General features: G+C 69.2%; 20 protein-coding genes and 1 pseudogene. 3 read left to right on the forward strand and 18 right to left on the reverse strand.

Going from position 1 to position 19,071, the window contains the following annotated elements:
- Positions 1 to 18: 18 nt before the first annotated feature.
- From fliS to D9601_RS11490, 18 genes are all read right to left on the reverse strand, one after another.
- The gene (gene fliS / locus D9601_RS11405; protein ID WP_198354121.1) at positions 19 to 417 is read right to left on the reverse strand and encodes a flagellar export chaperone FliS; all 399 of its coding nucleotides are present in this window, start codon (positions 415 to 417) and stop codon (positions 19 to 21) included.
- Complete coding sequence (gene fliD, locus D9601_RS11410; protein ID WP_198354122.1) at positions 417 to 1,934, reverse strand: flagellar filament capping protein FliD; 1,518 nt, start codon at positions 1,932 to 1,934, stop codon at positions 417 to 419. The genes fliS and fliD overlap by 1 nt, the downstream gene beginning before the upstream one ends.
- 47 nt (positions 1,935 to 1,981) lie before the next feature.
- Positions 1,982 to 3,109, reverse strand: a complete 1,128-nt coding sequence (gene flhB, locus D9601_RS11415) for a flagellar type III secretion system protein FlhB (RefSeq protein WP_198354123.1) — start codon at positions 3,107 to 3,109, stop codon at positions 1,982 to 1,984.
- Positions 3,109 to 3,879, reverse strand: coding sequence for a flagellar biosynthetic protein FliR (gene fliR, locus D9601_RS11420; protein WP_198354474.1), 771 nt, complete (start codon positions 3,877 to 3,879; stop codon positions 3,109 to 3,111). The genes flhB and fliR overlap by 1 nt, the downstream gene beginning before the upstream one ends.
- 139 nt (positions 3,880 to 4,018) lie before the next feature.
- On the reverse strand, positions 4,019 to 4,288 hold the full coding sequence (gene fliQ / locus D9601_RS11425; RefSeq protein ID WP_198354124.1) for a flagellar biosynthesis protein FliQ: 270 nt from the start codon (positions 4,286 to 4,288) through the stop codon (positions 4,019 to 4,021).
- A 3-nt stretch (positions 4,289 to 4,291) separates the two neighbouring features.
- Positions 4,292 to 5,167: a flagellar type III secretion system pore protein FliP gene (fliP, locus tag D9601_RS11430; RefSeq protein ID WP_198354125.1), complete on the reverse strand. Its 876-nt coding sequence runs from the start codon at positions 5,165 to 5,167 to the stop codon at positions 4,292 to 4,294.
- A complete protein-coding gene (locus D9601_RS11435; RefSeq protein WP_198354126.1) occupies positions 5,164 to 5,427 on the reverse strand; it encodes a flagellar biosynthetic protein FliO in 264 nt (87 codons plus the stop codon). The genes fliP and D9601_RS11435 overlap by 4 nt, the downstream gene beginning before the upstream one ends.
- A gap of 12 nt (positions 5,428 to 5,439) precedes the next feature.
- Positions 5,440 to 5,730: a flagellar motor switch protein FliN gene (gene fliN / locus D9601_RS11440; protein WP_198354127.1), complete on the reverse strand. Its 291-nt coding sequence runs from the start codon at positions 5,728 to 5,730 to the stop codon at positions 5,440 to 5,442.
- Positions 5,727 to 6,692 carry a flagellar motor switch protein FliM gene (locus tag D9601_RS11445; protein WP_198354128.1) on the reverse strand — a complete coding sequence of 322 codons (966 nt, stop codon included), beginning with the start codon at positions 6,690 to 6,692 and terminating at the stop codon, positions 5,727 to 5,729. Before D9601_RS11445 ends, fliN begins: the two co-directional genes overlap by 4 nt.
- Before the next feature lie 4 nt (positions 6,693 to 6,696).
- A complete protein-coding gene (locus tag D9601_RS11450) occupies positions 6,697 to 7,320 on the reverse strand; it encodes a flagellar basal body-associated FliL family protein (protein ID WP_198354129.1) in 624 nt (207 codons plus the stop codon).
- Positions 7,321 to 7,340: 20 nt separating this feature from the next.
- Complete coding sequence (locus D9601_RS11455; RefSeq protein WP_198354130.1) at positions 7,341 to 10,037, reverse strand: flagellar hook-length control protein FliK; 2,697 nt, start codon at positions 10,035 to 10,037, stop codon at positions 7,341 to 7,343.
- A gap of 51 nt (positions 10,038 to 10,088) precedes the next feature.
- Positions 10,089 to 10,517, reverse strand: coding sequence for a hypothetical protein (locus D9601_RS11460; protein WP_198354131.1), 429 nt, complete (start codon positions 10,515 to 10,517; stop codon positions 10,089 to 10,091).
- Positions 10,510 to 11,838, reverse strand: a complete 1,329-nt coding sequence (locus tag D9601_RS11465; protein WP_198354475.1) for a FliI/YscN family ATPase — start codon at positions 11,836 to 11,838, stop codon at positions 10,510 to 10,512. Before D9601_RS11465 ends, D9601_RS11460 begins: the two co-directional genes overlap by 8 nt.
- Positions 11,838 to 12,602, reverse strand: coding sequence for a FliH/SctL family protein (locus D9601_RS11470; protein WP_198354132.1), 765 nt, complete (start codon positions 12,600 to 12,602; stop codon positions 11,838 to 11,840). Before D9601_RS11470 ends, D9601_RS11465 begins: the two co-directional genes overlap by 1 nt.
- The gene (fliG, locus tag D9601_RS11475; RefSeq protein WP_198354133.1) at positions 12,595 to 13,608 is read right to left on the reverse strand and encodes a flagellar motor switch protein FliG; all 1,014 of its coding nucleotides are present in this window, start codon (positions 13,606 to 13,608) and stop codon (positions 12,595 to 12,597) included. The genes D9601_RS11470 and fliG overlap by 8 nt, the downstream gene beginning before the upstream one ends.
- Entirely contained in the window at positions 13,605 to 15,302 is a 1,698-nt protein-coding gene (gene fliF / locus D9601_RS11480; RefSeq protein WP_198354134.1) for a flagellar basal-body MS-ring/collar protein FliF, read from the reverse strand. Before fliF ends, fliG begins: the two co-directional genes overlap by 4 nt.
- Before the next feature lie 6 nt (positions 15,303 to 15,308).
- Positions 15,309 to 15,677 (reverse strand): flagellar hook-basal body complex protein FliE, encoded by a 369-nt coding sequence (gene fliE, locus D9601_RS11485; protein ID WP_198354135.1) that lies wholly within the window; start codon positions 15,675 to 15,677, stop codon positions 15,309 to 15,311.
- Positions 15,674 to 16,990 carry a sigma-54 interaction domain-containing protein gene (locus tag D9601_RS11490; protein ID WP_198354136.1) on the reverse strand — a complete coding sequence of 439 codons (1,317 nt, stop codon included), beginning with the start codon at positions 16,988 to 16,990 and terminating at the stop codon, positions 15,674 to 15,676. The genes fliE and D9601_RS11490 overlap by 4 nt, the downstream gene beginning before the upstream one ends.
- A gap of 324 nt (positions 16,991 to 17,314) precedes the next feature.
- On the opposite strand from D9601_RS11490, the gene D9601_RS11495 reads away from it, so the two are divergent.
- The 3 genes and pseudogenes from D9601_RS11495 to D9601_RS11500 all read left to right on the forward strand — a co-directional run bounded on the left by D9601_RS11495 (position 17,315) and on the right by D9601_RS11500 (position 19,067).
- Positions 17,315 to 18,133: a flagellin N-terminal helical domain-containing protein gene (locus D9601_RS11495; RefSeq protein WP_198354137.1), complete on the forward strand. Its 819-nt coding sequence runs from the start codon at positions 17,315 to 17,317 to the stop codon at positions 18,131 to 18,133.
- Between the two features lie 396 nt (positions 18,134 to 18,529).
- Positions 18,530 to 18,658: pseudogene (locus D9601_RS20235) on the forward strand (glycoside hydrolase family 27 protein); the annotation flags it as partial.
- 76 nt (positions 18,659 to 18,734) lie between these two features.
- On the forward strand, positions 18,735 to 19,067 hold the full coding sequence (locus D9601_RS11500) for a hypothetical protein (RefSeq protein WP_198354138.1): 333 nt from the start codon (positions 18,735 to 18,737) through the stop codon (positions 19,065 to 19,067).
- The last annotated feature ends 4 nt before the right edge of the window (positions 19,068 to 19,071 follow it).

The following is a 19,071-nucleotide window of genomic DNA, read 5'->3' on the forward strand; positions in this document are numbered from 1 at the left end:
GCCACGGCAGGCGATCCGTCAGACGGCGCGCGCCTGACGCCAGGCATCGGCAATCTCGCCCAGGCTGGCGGCTGCGGCGCGAAACGGCGAAGGGTCGCTGCCGATCGACGCGTCGACCACGGTCTTGCGGATGCCGCCGTAGAAGCGGGACAGCGTCACCGACACATCGCCGCCTTTCTCATAATCGAGGCCGGCTTCCAGCGCGAACAGGATCGCGGTGGCGCGCGTCACCCGCTCGCTCTTCACCGTCAGCCGGTTGTTCTCCAGCGCCCAGGCGGCGGCGCGCAGCGCGGCGATCAGTTCCTCGTACAGCAATTGCACGAGCCCCGGACCCTGCGCCTCCGCGGCGCGGCCGACGACGTCGATCTGGCGATAGGTCGCATAAGGATTGCCGGCGAGGGCGGTCGCGTAAGCCATCAGTTGGAGCTGCCGTTCCAGGCCTTGATCTGGTTCTCGAGAAAGGTCTGCGTCGACTTGTAGGCCGACACCTTGGCGTTCATGCTGGCGAACTGCTGCGTCATGCGGGTCGTCATCGCGTCGGACTGCTGCGACAGTTTGTCCTGCTGGGCGCTCAGGTCGCTTTGCGCCTTGGTATAGGCGGCGGATGACGCGCCGAGCCCGGTGGTGCTGCTCGCGGCCGCCAAGCTGATCGACGAGAAGGTGGATTGCAGGCCGATACCGTTGACCGTGGTCGGCGCGAACATCGCCTCCACCGCGTCGGGGTAATTGGCGAGCGCCCGGTTGAGTGTCGCGCTGTCGACGCTGAGCGTGCCGTCGCGATTGGTGCCGATACCGATTTGCGCCAGCGTCTTGGGCGCATTGGCATCGGCGGTCGAGACCAGCGTCCTGGTGGTCAGTGACTGCAGCGACCGCAGCAACGACTTGGCGGCGGAGTCGGTCTTCAACGGCCCGTTGGCCGCGTCGAGATCGTCCTTCAGCGTGCCGTAGACCTGGTTGTAGGTATCGACGAAGTCCGACACCGCCTGGCTGATCGCGCTGGTCGGCCGCGTCGTGCTCATCGCGCTGGTGCCGGTGCCGGTCAGCTGCAGCTTCACGCCGGAGACGAGGTCGGTGACGGTATTGGTGGCGCGCTGCACGGTCACGCCGTCGATCGTCAGCGATGCATTGGCAGCGGTGCCGGTCAGCGCGGTCGGTGCGCCGATGCCGACGTTGAATTGGGCGAGCGGACTGCTGCTGCTGTCGGCGTTCAACGTGAATGCCTGGGCTGCTCCGGTCGCCCCCTTCAGCGACAGATAGGCCTTGCCGTCGACATCGGTCACGACGCTGGCGGTGACGCCGGCATTCGCGCCGTTGATCGCGCTGGCGATGCCGTCAAGGCTGCCGTTGGTGATCGTGATCTGCGTCGGAGTGGCACTGCCGGCGGTAAAGCCGGTCATCGTCGTGCCGTCACTGCCATAGGTCGCCGTGCCCAGCGTCAAGGTCAGCGTACCCGACCCGATCGTTGCGCTCCGGTCGGCGATCGCGGTGGTGGTGCGGGCGCCCTGCGCCGACGCCAGTGCATTGACCGTGATGCTCGACGGCATCGTCCCGACCTGCTGCCCGGCGATGGCGGTGGCCGTCAGCGCATTGGCATTGCTGCTGAGCGGCTGGGTCTGCAGCGAGCCGCCGGTGGTCAGCGTGGACAAGGCCGTCGAGAAATTGGTGATCGTGCTCTTCAGCGTCGACACCGCGGAGATCTGCGCGGTCAGCGCGGCATTCTTGGCGGTCAGTGCGGCATTCTGCGCGGCAAACTGCGCCTGCACCAGGCTGGTGACGAGCGAGGAGGTGTCGATTCCCGAGCCGGTGTTGAGCGAGGTCAGCAGCGACTGGGTCGCGCTGCCGATGATGCTCGCCGTGCTGGTCTTCGCGGCATTGGCGGAGGCGGTCGTCGAGGTCGTGGACGTGGAGCTCGTCGTGCTGGTCGTGGTGGTCATCGTCGAACTCCGCTTCGTCCTGCTAAACGACCGTCGGCGCCTGGCATTTAGGAGATTTTCACGCCGTTCTCGTCGAACCGCGCGGCTTCCGGCACATCGACCGGCGGCTGGATGGCGCCCGCCTGCGCATTGAGGTTGAAGACGAAGGCGAGCACGGTGGCGATCGCGACATACAGGTCGTCGCGCACCTCCTGTCCTTCCTTGCTGGTGTAATAGACGGCGCGGGCAAGCATCGGATATTCGAGCACCGGCACGCGCGCCTCGGCGGCGACCTCGCGAATCGCCAACGCGGTGATCCCGCGGCCCCGGGCGACGACGACCGGCACCTGATCCTGGCCGCGATCATAGCGTAGCGCGACCGAGAAATGCGTCGGATTGGTCAGCACGACATGCGCCTCGCTGACCGCCTGGCGGACATTGCGCGTCGCCATCTGACGCTGCATCGCGCGCATGTGCCCCTTGGCCTCCGGATTGCCCTCGCTCTCCTTATGCTCGTCCTTGATCTCCTGCTTCGTCATGCGCAGCTTGCCAAGCAGCTGCATGATCTGGACGGGGACGTCGAACAGGGCGATCGCGACCAGGCCCATCGCCATGGCGATCATGATCGCCTTGAACGTGCCGCCCAGTTCGCCAAGTGCGACGCCGAGGTCGGACGAGGACAGGCCGAGCGTCGCGCGGCTCGATGTCCACAGCATGTAGCCGCCGATGCTGCCGAGCAGGATCACCTTGAGCAGCGACTTGCCGAGCTCGATCCAGCCCTGGCTGCCGAACACGCGCTTTAGGCCGGAGGCGGGATTGACGCGGCTCGCCTTGGGCGCGAGCAATTTGCCGTTGAAGCGCAGCGAACCGAGACCGGCCGAACTGATCACCGTGGCGACGACGCTGATCACGCCGAGCGCGCCGAGCGAGGGCAGCAGCTTCCACCCTGCCTCCGCCAGCGGCCGCCAGGGCGAGAAATCCTCGACATCGCCGCGGTCGAACCGGAAGCTCGCCGCCATCACCGCCTTGCAGGCGGCGAGCAGCTGCGGGCCGAACAGGATGAGCCAGCCGACCCCGGCGAGCACGACCAGCGCGGTGGCGAAATCCTTGGAGCGCAGCAACTGGCCGTCGTCGGCCGCCTGTTGCTTGCGTTTCTGGGTTGGGGCCTCCGTCTTCTCGCCGAATTCCTCCGCCATCAGCCGGTCACCAAAGTCTGGGTGGCGGCAAGGCCTTCGCGGACGATGACCAGCATGTAATCGCCCATCGCCGGGAAGGCGACGGCGAGCGCGATCACCCCGACCGCCAGGCTGGCGGGCAGGCCGACGGAGAATAGGTTGAGCGAGGGCGCGGCGCGGCTGACCATGCCGACGACGAGATTGAGGCAGAGCAGCAGGAAACCGACCGGCAGCGCGAGCAGCAGCCCGGCGAGAAAGGCATAGCCGCCGAACAGGGCGATCTGCTTCAGCTGGTCGGGTGCCAGCCAGGTGCCGGGCGGCATCGTTTCATAGCTTTTGACGAGCAGCTCGACGAGCACGAGATGGCCGTTCACCGACAGGAACAGCAGCGTCAGCATCACCGAGAAGAACTGGCCGAGGGCGGGCGTGCTGTGGCCGTTCTGCGGGTCGATCGTGTTGGCGAAGCCCAGGCCCATCGACCCGCCGATCAGCTCGGACGCGACCATCGGCGCTGAAAAGGCGATCTGCAGGATGAAGCCGATGGCGAGGCCGACCAGTGCCTCCGCCGCGACCGCCAGGAAGGTGGCGACCGCGAAGATCTGCGCCGGCGGGGTGACCGGATGGACGGCGAGTACGAAGATGCCGATCGCGCCGGACAGCGACACGCGCACCGGCAGCGGAATCGACACCGCCCCGAACACCGGCGCGACGACGAAGGCGGCGCCGATGCGGATCATCACGAACACCAGCGCCCATAGCTGGGGCTCGATGGCGAGACCAAATCCTAGCATGGCGCAGCCTGCGAGAGCGCGCATGCTGCGCGCCACGCAGGCAAGCCCGCGTCGTCGATCCTCGGCCATGCCGAGGACGGCCGCGCTTGCGCCCCGGCTGGCGCCGGCCGCGCGGGCGTGGCCGCGCTGGCGCTGCGCATCACTTCACCAGATCCGGGATGCGTTCGAACATCGCCACGGTGAAGTCGCTGAGCAGCCCTAGGATTAGGCTGCCGAAGATCACGATCGACAGGGCGACGACGAGCAGCTTGGGGACGAAGGTCAGCGTCTGTTCGTTGATCGACGTCGCCGCCTGGATCATGCCGAGGATCAGGCCGGCGAGCAGCGCCGGGATCAGGATCGGTGCGCTCGCCAGGGCGAGCACCCACATCGTCTGGTTGGCGAGCGTAAGGAAATAATCCGCGTCCATGGCTCAGCTCGCGAAGGAATTGGCGAGGCTGCCCATCGTCAGCGCCCAGCCGTCGACCAGGACGAACAGCAGCAGCTTGAACGGCAGCGAGATGATCGTCGGCGACAGCATCGCCATGCCTAGCGCCATCAGCACGGTGGCGACGACCAGATCGATGACGATGAAGGGCAGGAAGACGAGGAAGCCGATCTGGAATGCGGTCTTCAGTTCGCTGGTGACGAAGGCGGGTAGCAGGACCGAAAAGGGGATGTCCTTGGGCGACGCATAAGGGCCGCTCTTTGCCATCTGGGCGAAGAGGGTGACGTCCTTGATCCGCGTCTGCTTGGCCATGAAATCATGCAGCGGCGCGCCGGCGCGCTCGATCATCTGCGTGCCGGCGAGCTGGCCGGCGGCATAGGGCTGGATCGCCTGGCTGTTCATCTGGCTGATCGTCGGCGCCATCACGAACAGCGACAGGAAAAGGGCCAGGCCGATCAGCACCTGGTTGGGGGGCGTCTGCTGCAGGCCGAGCGCCTGGCGCAGCACCGCGAGCACGATGACGATCCGGGTGAAGCTGGTCATCATCAGCAGGATGCCCGGCAGGATCGTCAGCAGGCCCATGATGATCAGGACCTGGAGCGACAGCGACAGCGGCGCGGACTGGCTGCCACCACCGGCGGCGCCGCCGCTCAGCTGGCCAAGCGCGCGGTCGACGGCGTCGCCCACGCCCGGTGCCGGGGCGGCGGGCGCGGCCTGCGCAAAGGCGGGGGCGGCGATCAGCAGCGCGACGATCAGTGCCAGCACGATCCACAGCCATTTGGCGCCGCCGGTGCGCGGCTTGCGTGCGGCGGCGGCGAATAGCGCGGGGCCGGTGCCGCGGCGGGTGACGGTGACGCTCACGCCAGCGGTCCTTCCGCCTTGTCGACCAGGGTGACGCCGCCGCGACCGACCGAGACGAGCAGGCGCTTGCCCTCGAAATCGATCACCGCAAGGCGCAGGCCGGGCGAAATCATCATCGTCTCGCGCACCGCGATCGTCCGCGTCGCCGGCTTGCCCGGCATGCGCGATTCGAGCCGACGCCAGAGATACAGGCAGCCGACCATCAGGCCGCACACCAGGGGCAGCAGGATGACGAGCTTGAGGATGTAGGACCACAGCATCGGAAGACCGCCTCAGCCGCGCTTTTCGGGGGAGACGAGCTCGGTCATGCGCACGCCGAAGCGATCGCCGACCGTCACCACTTCGCCACGGCCGATCAACGTGCCGTTGACGAAGACGTCGAGCAGTTCGTTGGCCTGACGGTCGAGCTCGATGACGCTCGATTCACCCAAAGCGAGCAGTTCGCGCAGGGTCAGCTGGGTGGAGCCGATCTCCACGGTCAGCTTGACATCGACGTCCTGCAGCAGCCGGAAATTGGCCGCCACCGCCGCGTCGACCGGGAAACCGCCGGTCATGTCGTTCATGGATTCTGTCCTTCGTCGAGGCCGACGCCCGCGGATGCGACGTCGAGATGCGCGATATGGGTGAGCCGGACGGCGGCATGGCCGTTGGCGGTGCCGACGGTGCCGCGGCCGAGCAGGTCGTTGCCGACCATGACCGGCACTTCCGGGCCGAAGCTGATCGGGATGATGTCGCCTTCCTTGAGGTTCATCAGCCGGGACAGCGACACGACGGGTTCGGCGAGGACTGAGCGGATCGGGAAGCGCACACCCATCGTCGCGCGGGTCAGCTGGGTCCGCCACGCCGGGTCGGCCTCCGCCTTGGCGAGCACCTTGCCGGTCAGCGTCGCGCCGTGCGGCTTCAGCGTCGCCACCGGGTAGAGCAGATCGATGAAGACGGGCTTGTCGTCGCCCGCCGCCAGTCCGAAGCGCGTGACGATCATCGCGTCCTCGGTATCGACCGACAACATGGTCGGCGATACTTCCACCCGGCCAGGCGTGAAGTCGATCTTGGCAAGCGGCTCCCAGGCGGCGCGCAGCGGCACCGCGATCGAGGCGCCGAGCCGTGACACCATCGCCTCGCCGGCCGGCGAGAATTCGGTCGGGATGACCGGCGGCGCAACGCCGATGCCACCGAAGAACAGGTCGAGCAACTCGAGCACGAAGACGCCGTCGAGCACGCATAGGGCATTGCCGCCCGGCGGGACCATCGCCATCGGCAGCCAGGCGGTCAGCGCCTCGGCGCGTTCCGCGCGGTAATCGCCGAACCGCTGTACGACGAGCGGTTCGGCCCAGGCGCGCACCTCGCGCCGCAGCATCGGCTCGAACAGGCCGCGGAAGCTGCGCGCGAGCCGGGCCGACAGATGCTGCAGCGTGTGCAGGTCGCCGAACGGATTGAGCTTGGCGGCGCCGAGCACCGACGCATGCGCGGCGGTCGCGCGGTCGCGCGTCCGTCGATCAGTCGTGGTTGTCTGGGCGTTAACCATGCCGTCACTGAACAACGAAACTGGTAAAGTAAACGTTACTGACCCCGCCGAATCCCTCCTTTTGCTCCAGGACCGCGTTGATCGCCTTGGCGAGGCGGACCTGCAGCTGCTGCTTGCCCTCGGAGGTGAAAATCTGCTCCTCCGGCGTGTCGCCCAGCGTCATCAGCACCGCCGAACGGACGGCGATGTCGTTGGTCTTCAGGTTTTCGATGACGGTGTCGTCAAAGGGCGTGGAAATCGCCAGGCCGACCTGGGCGATATGCACCGAATCCTTCAGGTTCGAGGTGAAGGACGGGTCCATCGTGTAATAGTTGGACGCATAGCGGTCGCCGCCGCCGCCCGACGGGACGTGCTTGCCGCCGCTCGCGCTGCTCTCGCCTCCGCCATGGCCGCCCTCACCGCCCTCGCCGCCTGCTTTGGGGCGCTTCTGCTCGGCCTTCGGGACGAGCTTGGGGCCATTGTCCTCTTCCTTGGCGGCGCCGTGATGGCCGATCAATCCGCTTGATCCGGCATAGACACCCGCGCCGACACCGCCGCCGAGCAGCACCAGCACGCCGAGGCCCATCACCAGTATCTTCTTCTTGCCCTTCTTCTTCTTGGGCGTGTCGTCGTCGGGTTTGTCGCTCATGGTTCGTCCTTATCGATGGGTCAGGCGAGGCGGCCTGCGTCGGCCGGGTCGCGCTCGTCGGTGGAAGGGTCACGCGGCGCCGGCCGGGCCGGGGCGGGGCGCGTCGGGGTCTGGCGGGCCTGCGGTTGCGGCTGCTGCGAGCCCGCGCCGGTCTGGCCCGCGGGGGTGCCGCTGCCATTGCTATTAGTGCTGCCGCTTCCGGTGCCGGTGCCGCTGCCGGTCGAGCCGTTGCCGCCATGATCGACGCTGGTCTGGCCGAGCTTGACGCCACGCTCCTCCGCCGCCTGGGCGAGGCGGGGCTGGGCATCCTGCAGCAGGGTCCGCGTCGTCGCCTGTTCGGCGACGAAGTGGACGTGGACGGCGTCCCCGTCACGCCGCACCGCGACGTCGATCGCGCCGAGCGCGTCGGGCACGAGACGGATGCGCGTGTCACCAGCGTCGGCGGCATCGCGCAGCCGCTCGATATGGTCGATCATCGCATGCGGCCAACGCTCCTGGCGCAGGTCGAGCATCTGGCCGCCGGTGTCGGTTGTCGCCGCGATCGGGGCGGTGACGGCAGGCGCGGCGACGGCGATGCCAGGCGCGGCCGGCTCGGTCGACGCATCGTCGCGCGTCTGTGCAGCGTGGATCGCGGCGCCGAATACCTCTGCCGCCGAGGCGGTCACGCCCGCTGCGGGCAATGGGGCGGGGGCCAGCTGCGGCGCGAGCGCGACCGCCTGCGGCGGCGTGCCGGCGACTTCGCGGATGAAGCTTGGGCGGCGTGGTTCGGCCGGTGCGGCGGTGGCGACAGGGCTGGCGTCGACACCGGGCAGGGCGGTTGCGTCCGGAAGCGGCAGGGATGCCGTATCGGTCGGCGGGACCGGTGAGCCGGCCTTGGCGGCGGGCGGGGAAGATGCGGATGGCACAGGCGATCCGGCCTGGGCCGGAGCCTCGGTGGCAAGACGCTCGGCACGGATCGGCGTGGTGGTGACGGGGTGCGGTGTCGTCGCGATCGCATCAGGCCGGGCCGTGACAGCCGGCGTTGATCGGGTGAGCGGCGCGCTGGTTACGGTGGCCGTCGTCGTCGGAATGGCGGGCGCGGGCAGGGCGGCTGTCGACGTCACGGGCGCCGCCGCACGCCGGCTGCGGGGATTCGTCGCGGACGCTGTCTGGGGCTGTGGCGTGGCGGCGGCGGCCGGCACCTCCGGATCGCGCGTCACTTGCGGCGCGACCGCCGCGCGCACGGCCTCGGCAGCGGGTGGCTGGGTTGCCGGCTGCGGCTCCGAAGGCGTGGCAGCGGGGGCGGATGCAGCCGCTGACGCAGCGGCCAGGGCCGCGGGGGTGATCGGCGTGGGAGAAGTGTGCGGCGACGCGGCGCTCGCCTCGATCGGAGCGCGATTCCCTATTGCCGGCGCCTCTGACGGGGCGGCGGTCGGAGCCTCGGCGATCGGGCGCGGCCCGACCGGGGCGGAGAGCGCGATGACGGGCCCTTCCTCGACGTGTGGCGGCGGCGCTACGACGGCGAAGGTGTCCACAGATTGGACGGGATTCTGGATCGTCGCGGCGGGCGCCGATGCCACGCCATCGGCGTGCAAAGACCGCGCGTCCTTATCGCTTCCGTCGTCGGACGGCACGTCGGTGGACTCGCTGCCGTCGGTGTCGATCTTGACGGCCGCGTCCGCGACGATCGCCGGCTCATTCGGCGAAGGCGCGGGGGACACAGACAGATGGGTCCGTGCCTTCGATTTCGCAGCGATCGGGGCGAAGTTCTCGACGCCGGTCTTGGCTTCGGAAGGCAGGACGTTGACGGCGGGCGCTGCGTCGCTGGCGGTATCACCGGTGGGGGCGGCCACCCACTCTGGAACCGAATCGGCAGCGGGTTCCATCGTCGCGATGGGCGGCAGCGTGGCGGTTAGCGCCGCTACCGACACCGTCGCACGGAATGCGTCGGAGGGGGAACGGCGGTCGTTCGTCGACTGGGGCGTCACGATGCTGGACGTCACGGGGGTCGGCGTCACGGGGGGCGGCGTCACTGTGGCCGGCGTCACGGTGGCCGGCGCTAGGGGAGCCGGTGTTGCCGTCGATAACGGGGGCGCCGCTGTATCGGGCGAAGTCGGCATGGCAGCGGCCGGAACAGGCTGATCCTGCAAAACCTGCGGCATAGCAGCGGGAGGCGTCGCAGGTCTTGGCGTTGGCGCCACCGCTACCGCCACAGCGGAGATCGGCAGCATGGGTTTCGGCGGCGCCGACACCGGCAGAACCGGAACCGAGCTCGTCACTGTCGCAGCAGTCCGGTCGTCCGCGACTGCGGTCGCAGCGATATCGTCGCTCCGCATGCCAACAGGGTCCGCCACTACCGGCATTGATTTCGGCAGCGGTGTCGGCACCGGCAGATGTACCGCCGGCAACCAGGCGAGAGCAGGGTCAACCGTGTCGATCGCGGCATCGGCAGGCGGCGGTGTGGATGCGGCTGCCTCCGCGATTGGCAAGACGGGCATCCCGCCGGTCACGGTCGCCGCCGTCTGCACAGCCGGAGCTGTCGGCACCGTCAGTACCGCCGCGGCCGGCAAGGTGATGCCGGGAACGGCAAGCGTTTGCCGGTCGGTATCCGGCGTCAGCGCCGCGTCGCCGCCGACCGCGAACAGCGACAGGGCGAAGGCCGCGCCGTCGCCCGCACTCGCTCCGGGCGCGGTGGCGCCGGTGGCGGTCGATCGAATGGCGGCGGCGGGGTTGATCATCGGGCTCTCTCGTCGCGGGTGGGCGCGGACCGCCCACCATCGCTCAGAGCATCAGCAAGGATCGTGCCGAATGCCCTGGCGGCCGGTCGGCGGTGTCTCTTCGAGCGCCCTCATCTCGCGGACCAAAGCCTCGCGGCGGGCGCGTTCGAGCAGCTTTTCGACCGCGCTCTGGTCGCGCTTGGCGCTGCGCGTCGCCTCGGCGGCCTGGGCGGCGAACTGCTCCGCCATCGACACGCGCGCCTGCGCCGCCGCAGCAGATTGGTGCAGCCGCTCGCGGAAATGCGCCTGCGCCCCCAGCGAGGCGCCGCCGAACGTCGTGGCGGCGGCAGGCGCCACGGCATCGGCCAGCGCCTGGATACGACCGGCGAGCATCGTCTCGCTGGCGTGCTTTTCCTGCGCGCGCATCTCGTCGGCGCGGGTCAGATTGAGCTGGAGCGTGCGCACCCGATGGATGCGGGCGAGCTTCTTCGCGTCAGCCACCGAAGACGCCGGTCAGTTCGGCGATCGCATCGTCCAGCGACACGGTCTCGTCGGCGGCCTGCTTGATATATTCCATCACCACCGGGTGGCAGGCAATGGCGGCGTCGATCGCCGGATCGGCGCCGTGACGATAGGCGCCCATCAGCACCAGGTCGCGATTTTCCTCATAGGTCGCGAGATGCCGGCGCAGCACGCGCGCGGCGCGCAGATGATCGGCGCCGGTGATGTCGGTCATCACCCGGCTGACGGACGGACCGATGTCGATCGCCGGATAGACGCCGCGTTCGGCGAGATGGCGGTTGAGCACGATATGGCCATCGAGGATCGAGCGGGCCGAATCGACCACCGGGTCGTTCCCGTCGTCGCCATCGGCGAGCACGGTGTAGATCGCCGTGATCGAGCCGCCGCTGGCCACGTCGGTGCCGGCGCGTTCGATCAGATTGGGCAGCATCGCGATCGCCGAGGGCGGATAGCCACGGGCGCTGGCGGGCTCGCCCAAGGCGAGGCCGATCTCGCGTCCGGCGTGCGCGACGCGGGTCAGGCTGTCCATGATCAACAACACCTTCTTGCCTTCGGCGCGGAACGCCTCGGCGATCGCGGTGGCGCGCAGGGCGCCGCGGATGCGCAGCACGGGCGAATGGTTGGCGGGCACCGCGACGACGACCGAGCGGGCGCGGGCGGCACCGGCGACCTTGGTCTCCAGAAAGTCGGCCACCTCGCGGCTGCGCTCGCCGATCAGACCGATGACGATCACGTCGGCCTTGGCCGCCTTGACCATCATGCCGAGCAGCACCGACTTGCCGACGCCCGAGCCGGCCATGATGCCGACGCGCTGGCCCTGGCCGATCGTCAGCAGGCCGTTGATCGCGCGCACGCCGACGTCGAGCGGCTCGAGCACGCGGCCGCGATCGAGCGGCGACTGGATTTTGCCGGCGAGGGGCCAACTGCCGGCGCCGCGGATCGGCCCCAGCCCGTCGATCGGTCGGCCGGCACCGTCGACGACTCGGCCGAGCAGGGCCGCGCCGACCTCCGCCTCTCCGGGAGGGCCGATCGGGCGCACCGGCGCCTTTGGCAAGAGCGGCGCAGGACCGCCGAGATTCATGAGCAGGGTGCGACCGCCGCGGAAGCCGATCACCTCCGCCTCGACCTTGCTGTCGCCATGGCCGCCGATCTCGCACACCGTGCCGACCGGCAGCGACAGGCCGACCGCCTCCATCAGCAAGCCGTCATAGGAGGCGAGGCGGCCCGACACCTTCGGCGCGGGGCGGAAGTCGGCGATCCCGAGCGTGTCGAGATAGTCGGCGGTGAAACGGTTGAGCATCACGCGGCGAGCGGCGGCACGGGGATGCGGTCGATCGTTTGGGCAAGCTGTTCGAGCCACAGATCGGGGCCGTCCTCGACGACCGTGGAGGCGCTTTCGAGCACGAAGCCGCCGCGCGGCACCGCGGCATCGCCGGCGGCGAAGATCGACTTGGGCAGCGAGCCTTCGACCAGCGCGACGTCGGCCGGGTTGAGTCGCAACAGCGCCGCCTCGCTCGCATCGGCGAGCAGTTCGGACGCCGCGGCGATCCGCGCGTTGAGGATGTCCGGCGCGACGCCGGTTTCACCGACCAGGCGCGATACCAGCAGCAGCACGGTCTGACGCAGCTGGCGGGCGATCCGCTCGCGGTCGAGCTGGTGGCCGTTGGCGAGCGCCGCGGTCAGCTCGGTGAGCAGCGCACGATCGCGGTCGCCGCTTTCGCGCGCCGCCGCTGCCGCAGCGGCCAAGCCTTCGGCATAACCGGCGGCATGGGCGGTTTCGACCGGGTCGATGAAGCCGCTCGGTTCCGCTCCGCAATCGAGCGGATCCCAGCCTTCGGTCGGCTTGCTCGCCTGGCCGTCGGCGGGACTGAAATGCTTGGGCGCGACCGGCCCGTCGCTCGCCATCTCACGGGCGATCCGGTCCCACATGTCGCGCGGGGTGAAGCCGGTGCGGGGCGCGAGCGCCGCCGCCAGCATGTGCGCAGGCGTGTCGTGGCGGACCGCGAAACCGGCGACGAAGTCGGCCGATACCGCACCGCCGTTGGATGCAAAGGCATCAGACATAATCGTCGTCGCCCCCGCCCATCACGATCGTGCCGTCCTTGGCGAGATTACGCGCGATGGTGATCATCGCCTTTTGCGCGTCGAGCACCTCGGCGAGCTTCATCGGCCCGCGCGCCTCCATCTCGTCGCGGATGCCATCGGCGGCGCGCGCCGACATGCAGCCGAGGAAACGGTTGCGGCCGTTCTCGTCGACCCCCTTCAGCGCCCGCGACAGGATGTCGCCGTCGACGTTGCGGATCAGCGTGCCCAGGCTCTTGTCGTCCATCTCCAGCAGATTGTCGAAGACGAACATCGCCTCTTCGATCGCACGGGCGACCTCCTTGTCGATCTTGAACAGCTTGGGCATGACACGCTGCTCGGTCGCCTTGCGCGCGCCCTGCAGGATCTTCGCCGCCTCGCGCGTGCCGCCCAGCACCACGCCCGCGGCGGAGGCGCCGCTGCGGCGGTTGGCGATCAGCGTCTTCAGCGTCTCGATCGCATCGGGATTGATCGGGCCGAGCTTGGCGATCCGGTGCAGGATGTCGGGCTGCACGCCCTCTGGCAGCAGCTCCAGCACCTTGCCGCCGACCGCGGGATCGAGGTTGGCGATCAGCACGGCGGCGATCTGCGGATGTTCCTTCTCGATCATCGCCGCGATCTCCGGCGCGTCGAGCCAGCCGAGCATGTCGAGTTCGACGGCGGCGTCGCCGGGATGGATGCGGGCGAGGATGCTTTCGGCCTTCTCGCTGCCGAGCGCCCGGGTCATCATCGCCTCGACCTTGCCACGGGGATCGAAGGTGATGCCGGTCCGCTCGCGCGCCTTGCCGGTGAAGTCGTCCAACACCGCCGCCATCTCGTCCTCGGAGACGTCGGCGACCGTGAACATCGCGGCGCCCAATTCGCGCACCTCGTCGGGATCGAGCTTCTGCAGCATCGCGGCGGCTTCTTCCTCGCCAACCAGCATCATCAGCACCGCGGCGCGCTCGACGCCGGTGAAGGTGCGGGGGGCAGCGGCGACCTCGCTCACTTTTCGTCCGCCTTCATCATGTCACGCAGCGCCAGCGCAGCGCGTGCCGGATTGTCGCGGGTGAAGCCGCGCACCGCGTCGATGCGATTGTCGATACCGCCCTGCTGTTCCAGCCGCTCCAGACTGACCGGCTCATGGACGGTGATGCCGACATTGCCGCCCAGCGCACCATCGGCCGCGCCGATCGGAAGCGCACCGGCGGTCGTCGCCTCCTCGCGCTTCTTCATCAGGCCCTTGGCGAGCGGACGAACGCCGAGCAGCAGCACCAGCAGCGCGATGACGATGGCGGTCGCGTTGCGGGCGAGCACCGGCAGCCAGGCATTGTCGTACCATTTCGGGCCGGCAGCAGCGTCGGTCGCATCGGCGAACTTGCGGCTGATCACCGTCACCTGATCGGTGCGCGCCTGGTCGTAGCCGACCGCGCTCTTCACCAGATCGGTCACCTGCTGTATCTCCGCCGCAGTCCGCTTGCCCGTCGCCGGGTCGCGCAGCAGCACGGCGACCGACAGGCGCTTGATCGAGCCGGGCGCGTTGCGCGTCACCGAGACTTCCTTGCCCAGGTCATAGGCGCGCTGGAAGCTGTCGGTCTGCTTGTTGGGATTGGGCGCCGGGCCGCCGGCGACCGGGGTCGGATCGGCGCTCGCCGGCTGGCCGCTGGCGCCGTTGGCGGGCTGCGGCGTCGACAACTGGCTGGCGGGCGGCGGCGTGTTGCTGAGCGCCCCCGGGATGCCGCCCGGCGTGGTCGGCGTGGTCGCCTGATTGCCGGTCCAATTGCCCGTCTCGGCGCGCAGCGCGCCCTGTTTGTCGAAGCTCTCGCGCGTCGCCTGCGTCTCGTCGAGGTTGATGTCGGCCTGCACCTCGGCGGTGAAATTACCGGCGCCGACCAGCGGGGTGAGCAGCTGGGTCAGCTGCTGGCGGACCTTGTCCTCGGTCTGGCGTTGCACCTGCAGCCGTTTGTCGCTGTCGCTACCCGCGCCGCCGCCGGCGCCGGGCTTGGAAAGCAGCGCGCCCATCTGGTCGACGATGGTGACGCTCTCGGGCTTCATCCCTGGCACCGACGAGGCGACGAGATTGACGATCGACTGGACCTGCGCGTCGCTGAGCGCGCGACCGCCCTGTAGCTTGATGACCACGGAGGCGGACGGGCTGGCATTGTCGCGGACGAACACCGATGCTTCCGGCATCGCAAGATGAACGCGCGCCTCGGCGACCGCGTCGATCTCCTCGATCGAGCGGGCGAGTTCGGTCTCGCGCGCCTGGCGCAGGCGCTCGCCCTCCACGGCACGGCTGACGCCCATCGGCAGCTGGTCGAGGATCGCATAGCCGCCCGGCGCCTGCTTGGGCAGGCCCTGGCCGGCGAGCAGCATCCGCGCCTTGCTGTATTTGTCCTCGTCGACGGTCAGCGCACCCGTGCCGTCGTCGATATGGCTGGCGATCCCCGCCTGCGTCAGCGCGGAGGACACCGCCTGCTTGTCGGCGTCGGTCAGGCCGGTGAACAGCGTCTTCTGCGTCGGTGTGGAAAAGGTCATCCACGCCAGCGCCGCGGCGCCGATCAGCGACACGAGCAGCGCCATCGGCAGGCTGCGGCGGACCGCCGGCTGCGCGAGCACGCCCTTGATCTGGAGGAAGGGGTTGGCGAACTTCTCGGGAAGGGCCGCCGGGGTCGAATTGGTGGTGGCGAGGGCTGTGCTCATGGCGCGTTACACCGGCATGCTCATGATGTCCTTGTAAGCGGACAGCAGTTTGTTGCGGACTTGCAGCGTCGCCTCGAAGCCGACGGACGCCTGCTGGCGGGCGAGCATCACCTTGGCGATGTCGACGGTCTCGCCGCGTTCGTAGCTTTCGGACAGCGCACTGGCCTGGTTCTGGCCCTCGTTGACGCTCTTCAGCGCGTCCTGCAGCGTGTCGGCGAAGCTGGTCGGCTTTGCCGCACCCGTCGCCTCCGCGCCACCGGCCGGCGCGCCGGAGCCGGCGCGGGCGAGCGCCTGGTTGCGTTCGAGGATCTGCGCGCGCAGCGCCATCACCCGGTCGACGCTCATCGCGCCGCCGACGCCGGACACCCCGCTCATGCCGAGGCCGCCAGGCTAACCGGGCGCGCCAGATCTTCGCCCTGTTCGCGCGCCTTGGCGAGCCGGTAGCGCAGTGTGCGCTCCGAGATGCCGAGGCGGCGTGCGGTCTCGATGCGGCTGCCGCCACAGGCGGCGAGCGTTTCGCGGATCGCCTGGAATTCGCTCATCTGCACGACGTTACCCAACGTCGCGGGTTCCACCGGCGCGGCCGGGGCGACCGGCGCATGGAGCGGGATCACCGGCGCCGGTGCCGAACGCTGGAAGGTGAAGCTGATCGGCCGGTCGAAGACGATGTGGCTCGCCTCGATCGTGTCGCCGGCGGCGAACAGTAGCGCGCGCTGGATGACGTTCTCGAGTTCGCGAACGTTGCCCGGCCATTCGTGGCGCAGCAGCGTTTCGATCGCCTCCGCAGTCGGCCATGGCACGATCTGGCGGTGGCCGGCGTGACGCAGGATCATCGTCGCGGCGAGTGCGGGAATGTCCTGCGGCCGCTCGGCCAGCGGCTTGGTCGCCAGCGGGAAGACCGACAGGCGGTAGTAGAGGTCGGCGCGGAACCGGCCGGCCGCCACCTCGCCCTGCAGGTCGCGGTTGGCGCAGGCGATGACGCGCACGTCGACCGATTGCGGCGTGCTGGCGCCGATCGGCACGACTTCGCGCTCCTGGAGCACGCGCAGCAGCTTGGCCTGGAGCTGCAGCGGCATCTCGGCGATCTCGTCGAGCAGGATGGTGCCGCCGTCCGCAGCGCGGAAGAAGCCTTCGCCGCCCGACGAGGCGCCGGTGAACGCGCCCTTCTGGTGACCGAACAGCAGCGCCTCCAGCATCGTCTCCGGCAAGGCGGCGCAGTTGATCGCGACGAACGGGCCGTTGCGGCGGGGGGAATTGTTGTGGATCGCGCGCGCCAGCACTTCCTTGCCGGTGCCGGTCGGGCCGTTGATCAGCACGGTGATGTCGGCCTGGGCGACGCGCTCGGCGAGCGCGAGCAGCGCCAGGCTTTCGGGGTCCGCCGCGGTCGGTGTGTCGGGGCCGGCGAGCAGCGCGCGGGCGAAGCCGTTGCCGACCGCGGTGTCGTTGGGGCCGAAGGCGATACGGGCCGGATTGCCGTCGACCGACGGCACGACATGGCGGCCGTCCTCACCCAGGATCACGGTGCGCGCCGGTGCCGGCGGCACCTCGCCGTCGGCGATCAGGAACATGTCGGCAGCAGTCGGCTGGACCGATTCGCACGAGCCGATGCCGAAGCCCTGCGCCCGCAGGCTCGACACGAGCGCGTAACGACGAGAGCAAACGGCGGCAGAAGGAAAAATCGAACGCATGGTTATCCCCCAAGGACAGGGTTTTATTGCGGCAAGGGTGGTAAACGCGCCGTTAAAGCGGCAGCCGCCCGGCAAAATATTTCCGGCCGCGCGCGTCCGAGCGCTCCCGCGCCGCTACGCGCGCGCACGTAGAGGAGGATTCCGCGCGGCGATCCGGTCGCAAAACGCGGCCGCGGCCGCGGCGCGATCTGCCGGAATGCCCGGACCGGATCGACCGCACGATTTTTCCCTAAAACCGTTCGCAGGCCGGCCGTTACCCCATTTGGCGGCTCGGCCCTCCGCTCTGGGGGCGGCGGGGATCGCCGCAGCAATTGGAGAAATCACATGAGTGTCATCGGAACCAACGTTGCCTCGCTGCGCGCAGCGAATGCGTCCACCTCCGCCAACCTGAGCCTGTCGACGGCGATGGAGCGCCTCTCGACCGGATCGCGCATCAATTCGGGTAAGGACGATGCCGCCGGCCTGGCGATCTCGACCACGATGACGGCGCAGATTCGCGGCATGAACCAGGGCATCCGCAACGCAAACGACGGCATCGCGATGGCCCAGACCGCCGACGGTGCTCTCGGCGAAGTGACCAACATGCTGCAGCGCATCCGCGAGCTGGCGGTCCAGTCGAAGTCGGGCACCTATCAGGACAGCGACCGCACCAACATGCAGACCGAAGTCAGCCAGCTGACCTCGCAGATCAGCGACATCCTGACCAATACCAAGTTCAACGGCACCGCGATGTTCAGCACCTCGGCGGACGTGTCGACCGTCATCCAGACCGGTGCCGACAGCGCCAACACGGTCACGCTGACCAGCAAGAAGATCACCGCAGCCAACATCGCCGCGTCGGCGCTCGACGTCAGCGACACGACCAAGGCCGGCACGACGATGGCGAACGTCGATCTCGCGCTGACCGACGTCAACACTGCCCGCGCCTCGCTCGGCGCCGGCCAGAGCCGCCTGCAGTCGGCGGTCAACAACCTGACCACCAACTCGACCAACCTGTCGGCCGCCAAGAGCCAGATCATGGACACCGACTTCTCGGCCGAGACGACCGCTCTCGCCAAGGCGCAGATCCTCAGCCAGGCGTCGACCGCGATGCTCGCCCAGGCGAATCAGTCGCAGCAGGGCGTGCTCAAGCTGCTCCAGTAATCCGGCAACGGCGCCGGCACCGCCCCCCAAGGGTATCGGCGCCGACGGACGAGCTCTTCCCCCAAGGAGAGCGCGCGACGGGACCCCGGTTGGCCATGCGGCCACCCGGGGTCCTCCTGCGTCCGGCCGCGACGCGCTTATGCACCGGTCAAGGGATCGTCTTCCGTCGCCCCGTCCTGTCCCGGCGTGACCATGATGCAGGTCGAAGGCGACGACGGGGCGATCCGCGGCACGCTGGCCACCCGATGCGGTGCTGGACCGCCGGGAACGAAGGCGGGGTGCTGCACCTGGCCGGCGACATCTGGTAAGCGCATAATCGCGCAGGCCGGCCGGCCGTGCCCCGATGCGCGCTTTCCCGATATAAAGCCGCTGGCCGATCACGTGCATGCTTAGGGACTGAGGCTCGGCCTCTATACCTCGCCCGGCCCGCGCACCTGCGCCGGCTACGTCGGCAGCGACGGCCACGTCCGCCAGGATGCGGCGACCTTCGCCGCATGGAGCGTCGACTATCTCAAATACGATCTATGCTCGAGCGAAGGGTTCGACGACGCCGCCGACGGCGTCCGGCGAGTCGACCAGGAGATCGCCCGCGCCGCTGCTGATGGGCCACGATCTGCGGCAGACGAGCCGGACGGCACTGGCGCTGCTGGCCAATCGCGAGGTGGTAGCGGTGGATCAGGACGCGCTCGGCGCGCAGGGCCAGCCGCTGCTGCGGAGCGACGGCCTGGAGATATGGACCAAGCCGCTCAGCGGGGCCGGCCAGGCGGTGGCCCTGTTCAATCGCACCGACGCTGCCGCGACGATCAGCGTGCCGGAGTCGATCGCCGCCGGCCGCCTGCGCGATCTGGGGCGCGGCATCGACGTGCCGGCAACGACGCGGCACTTCGCGGTGCCGGCTCACGGCGCCGTGCTGCTGCGCACCGTCGCGGGCTAGCGGA

This window comes from Sphingomonas sp. MA1305 (assembly GCF_016107325.1).
In the GTDB taxonomy this organism is placed as follows: Bacteria; Pseudomonadota; Alphaproteobacteria; order Sphingomonadales; family Sphingomonadaceae; genus Sphingomonas.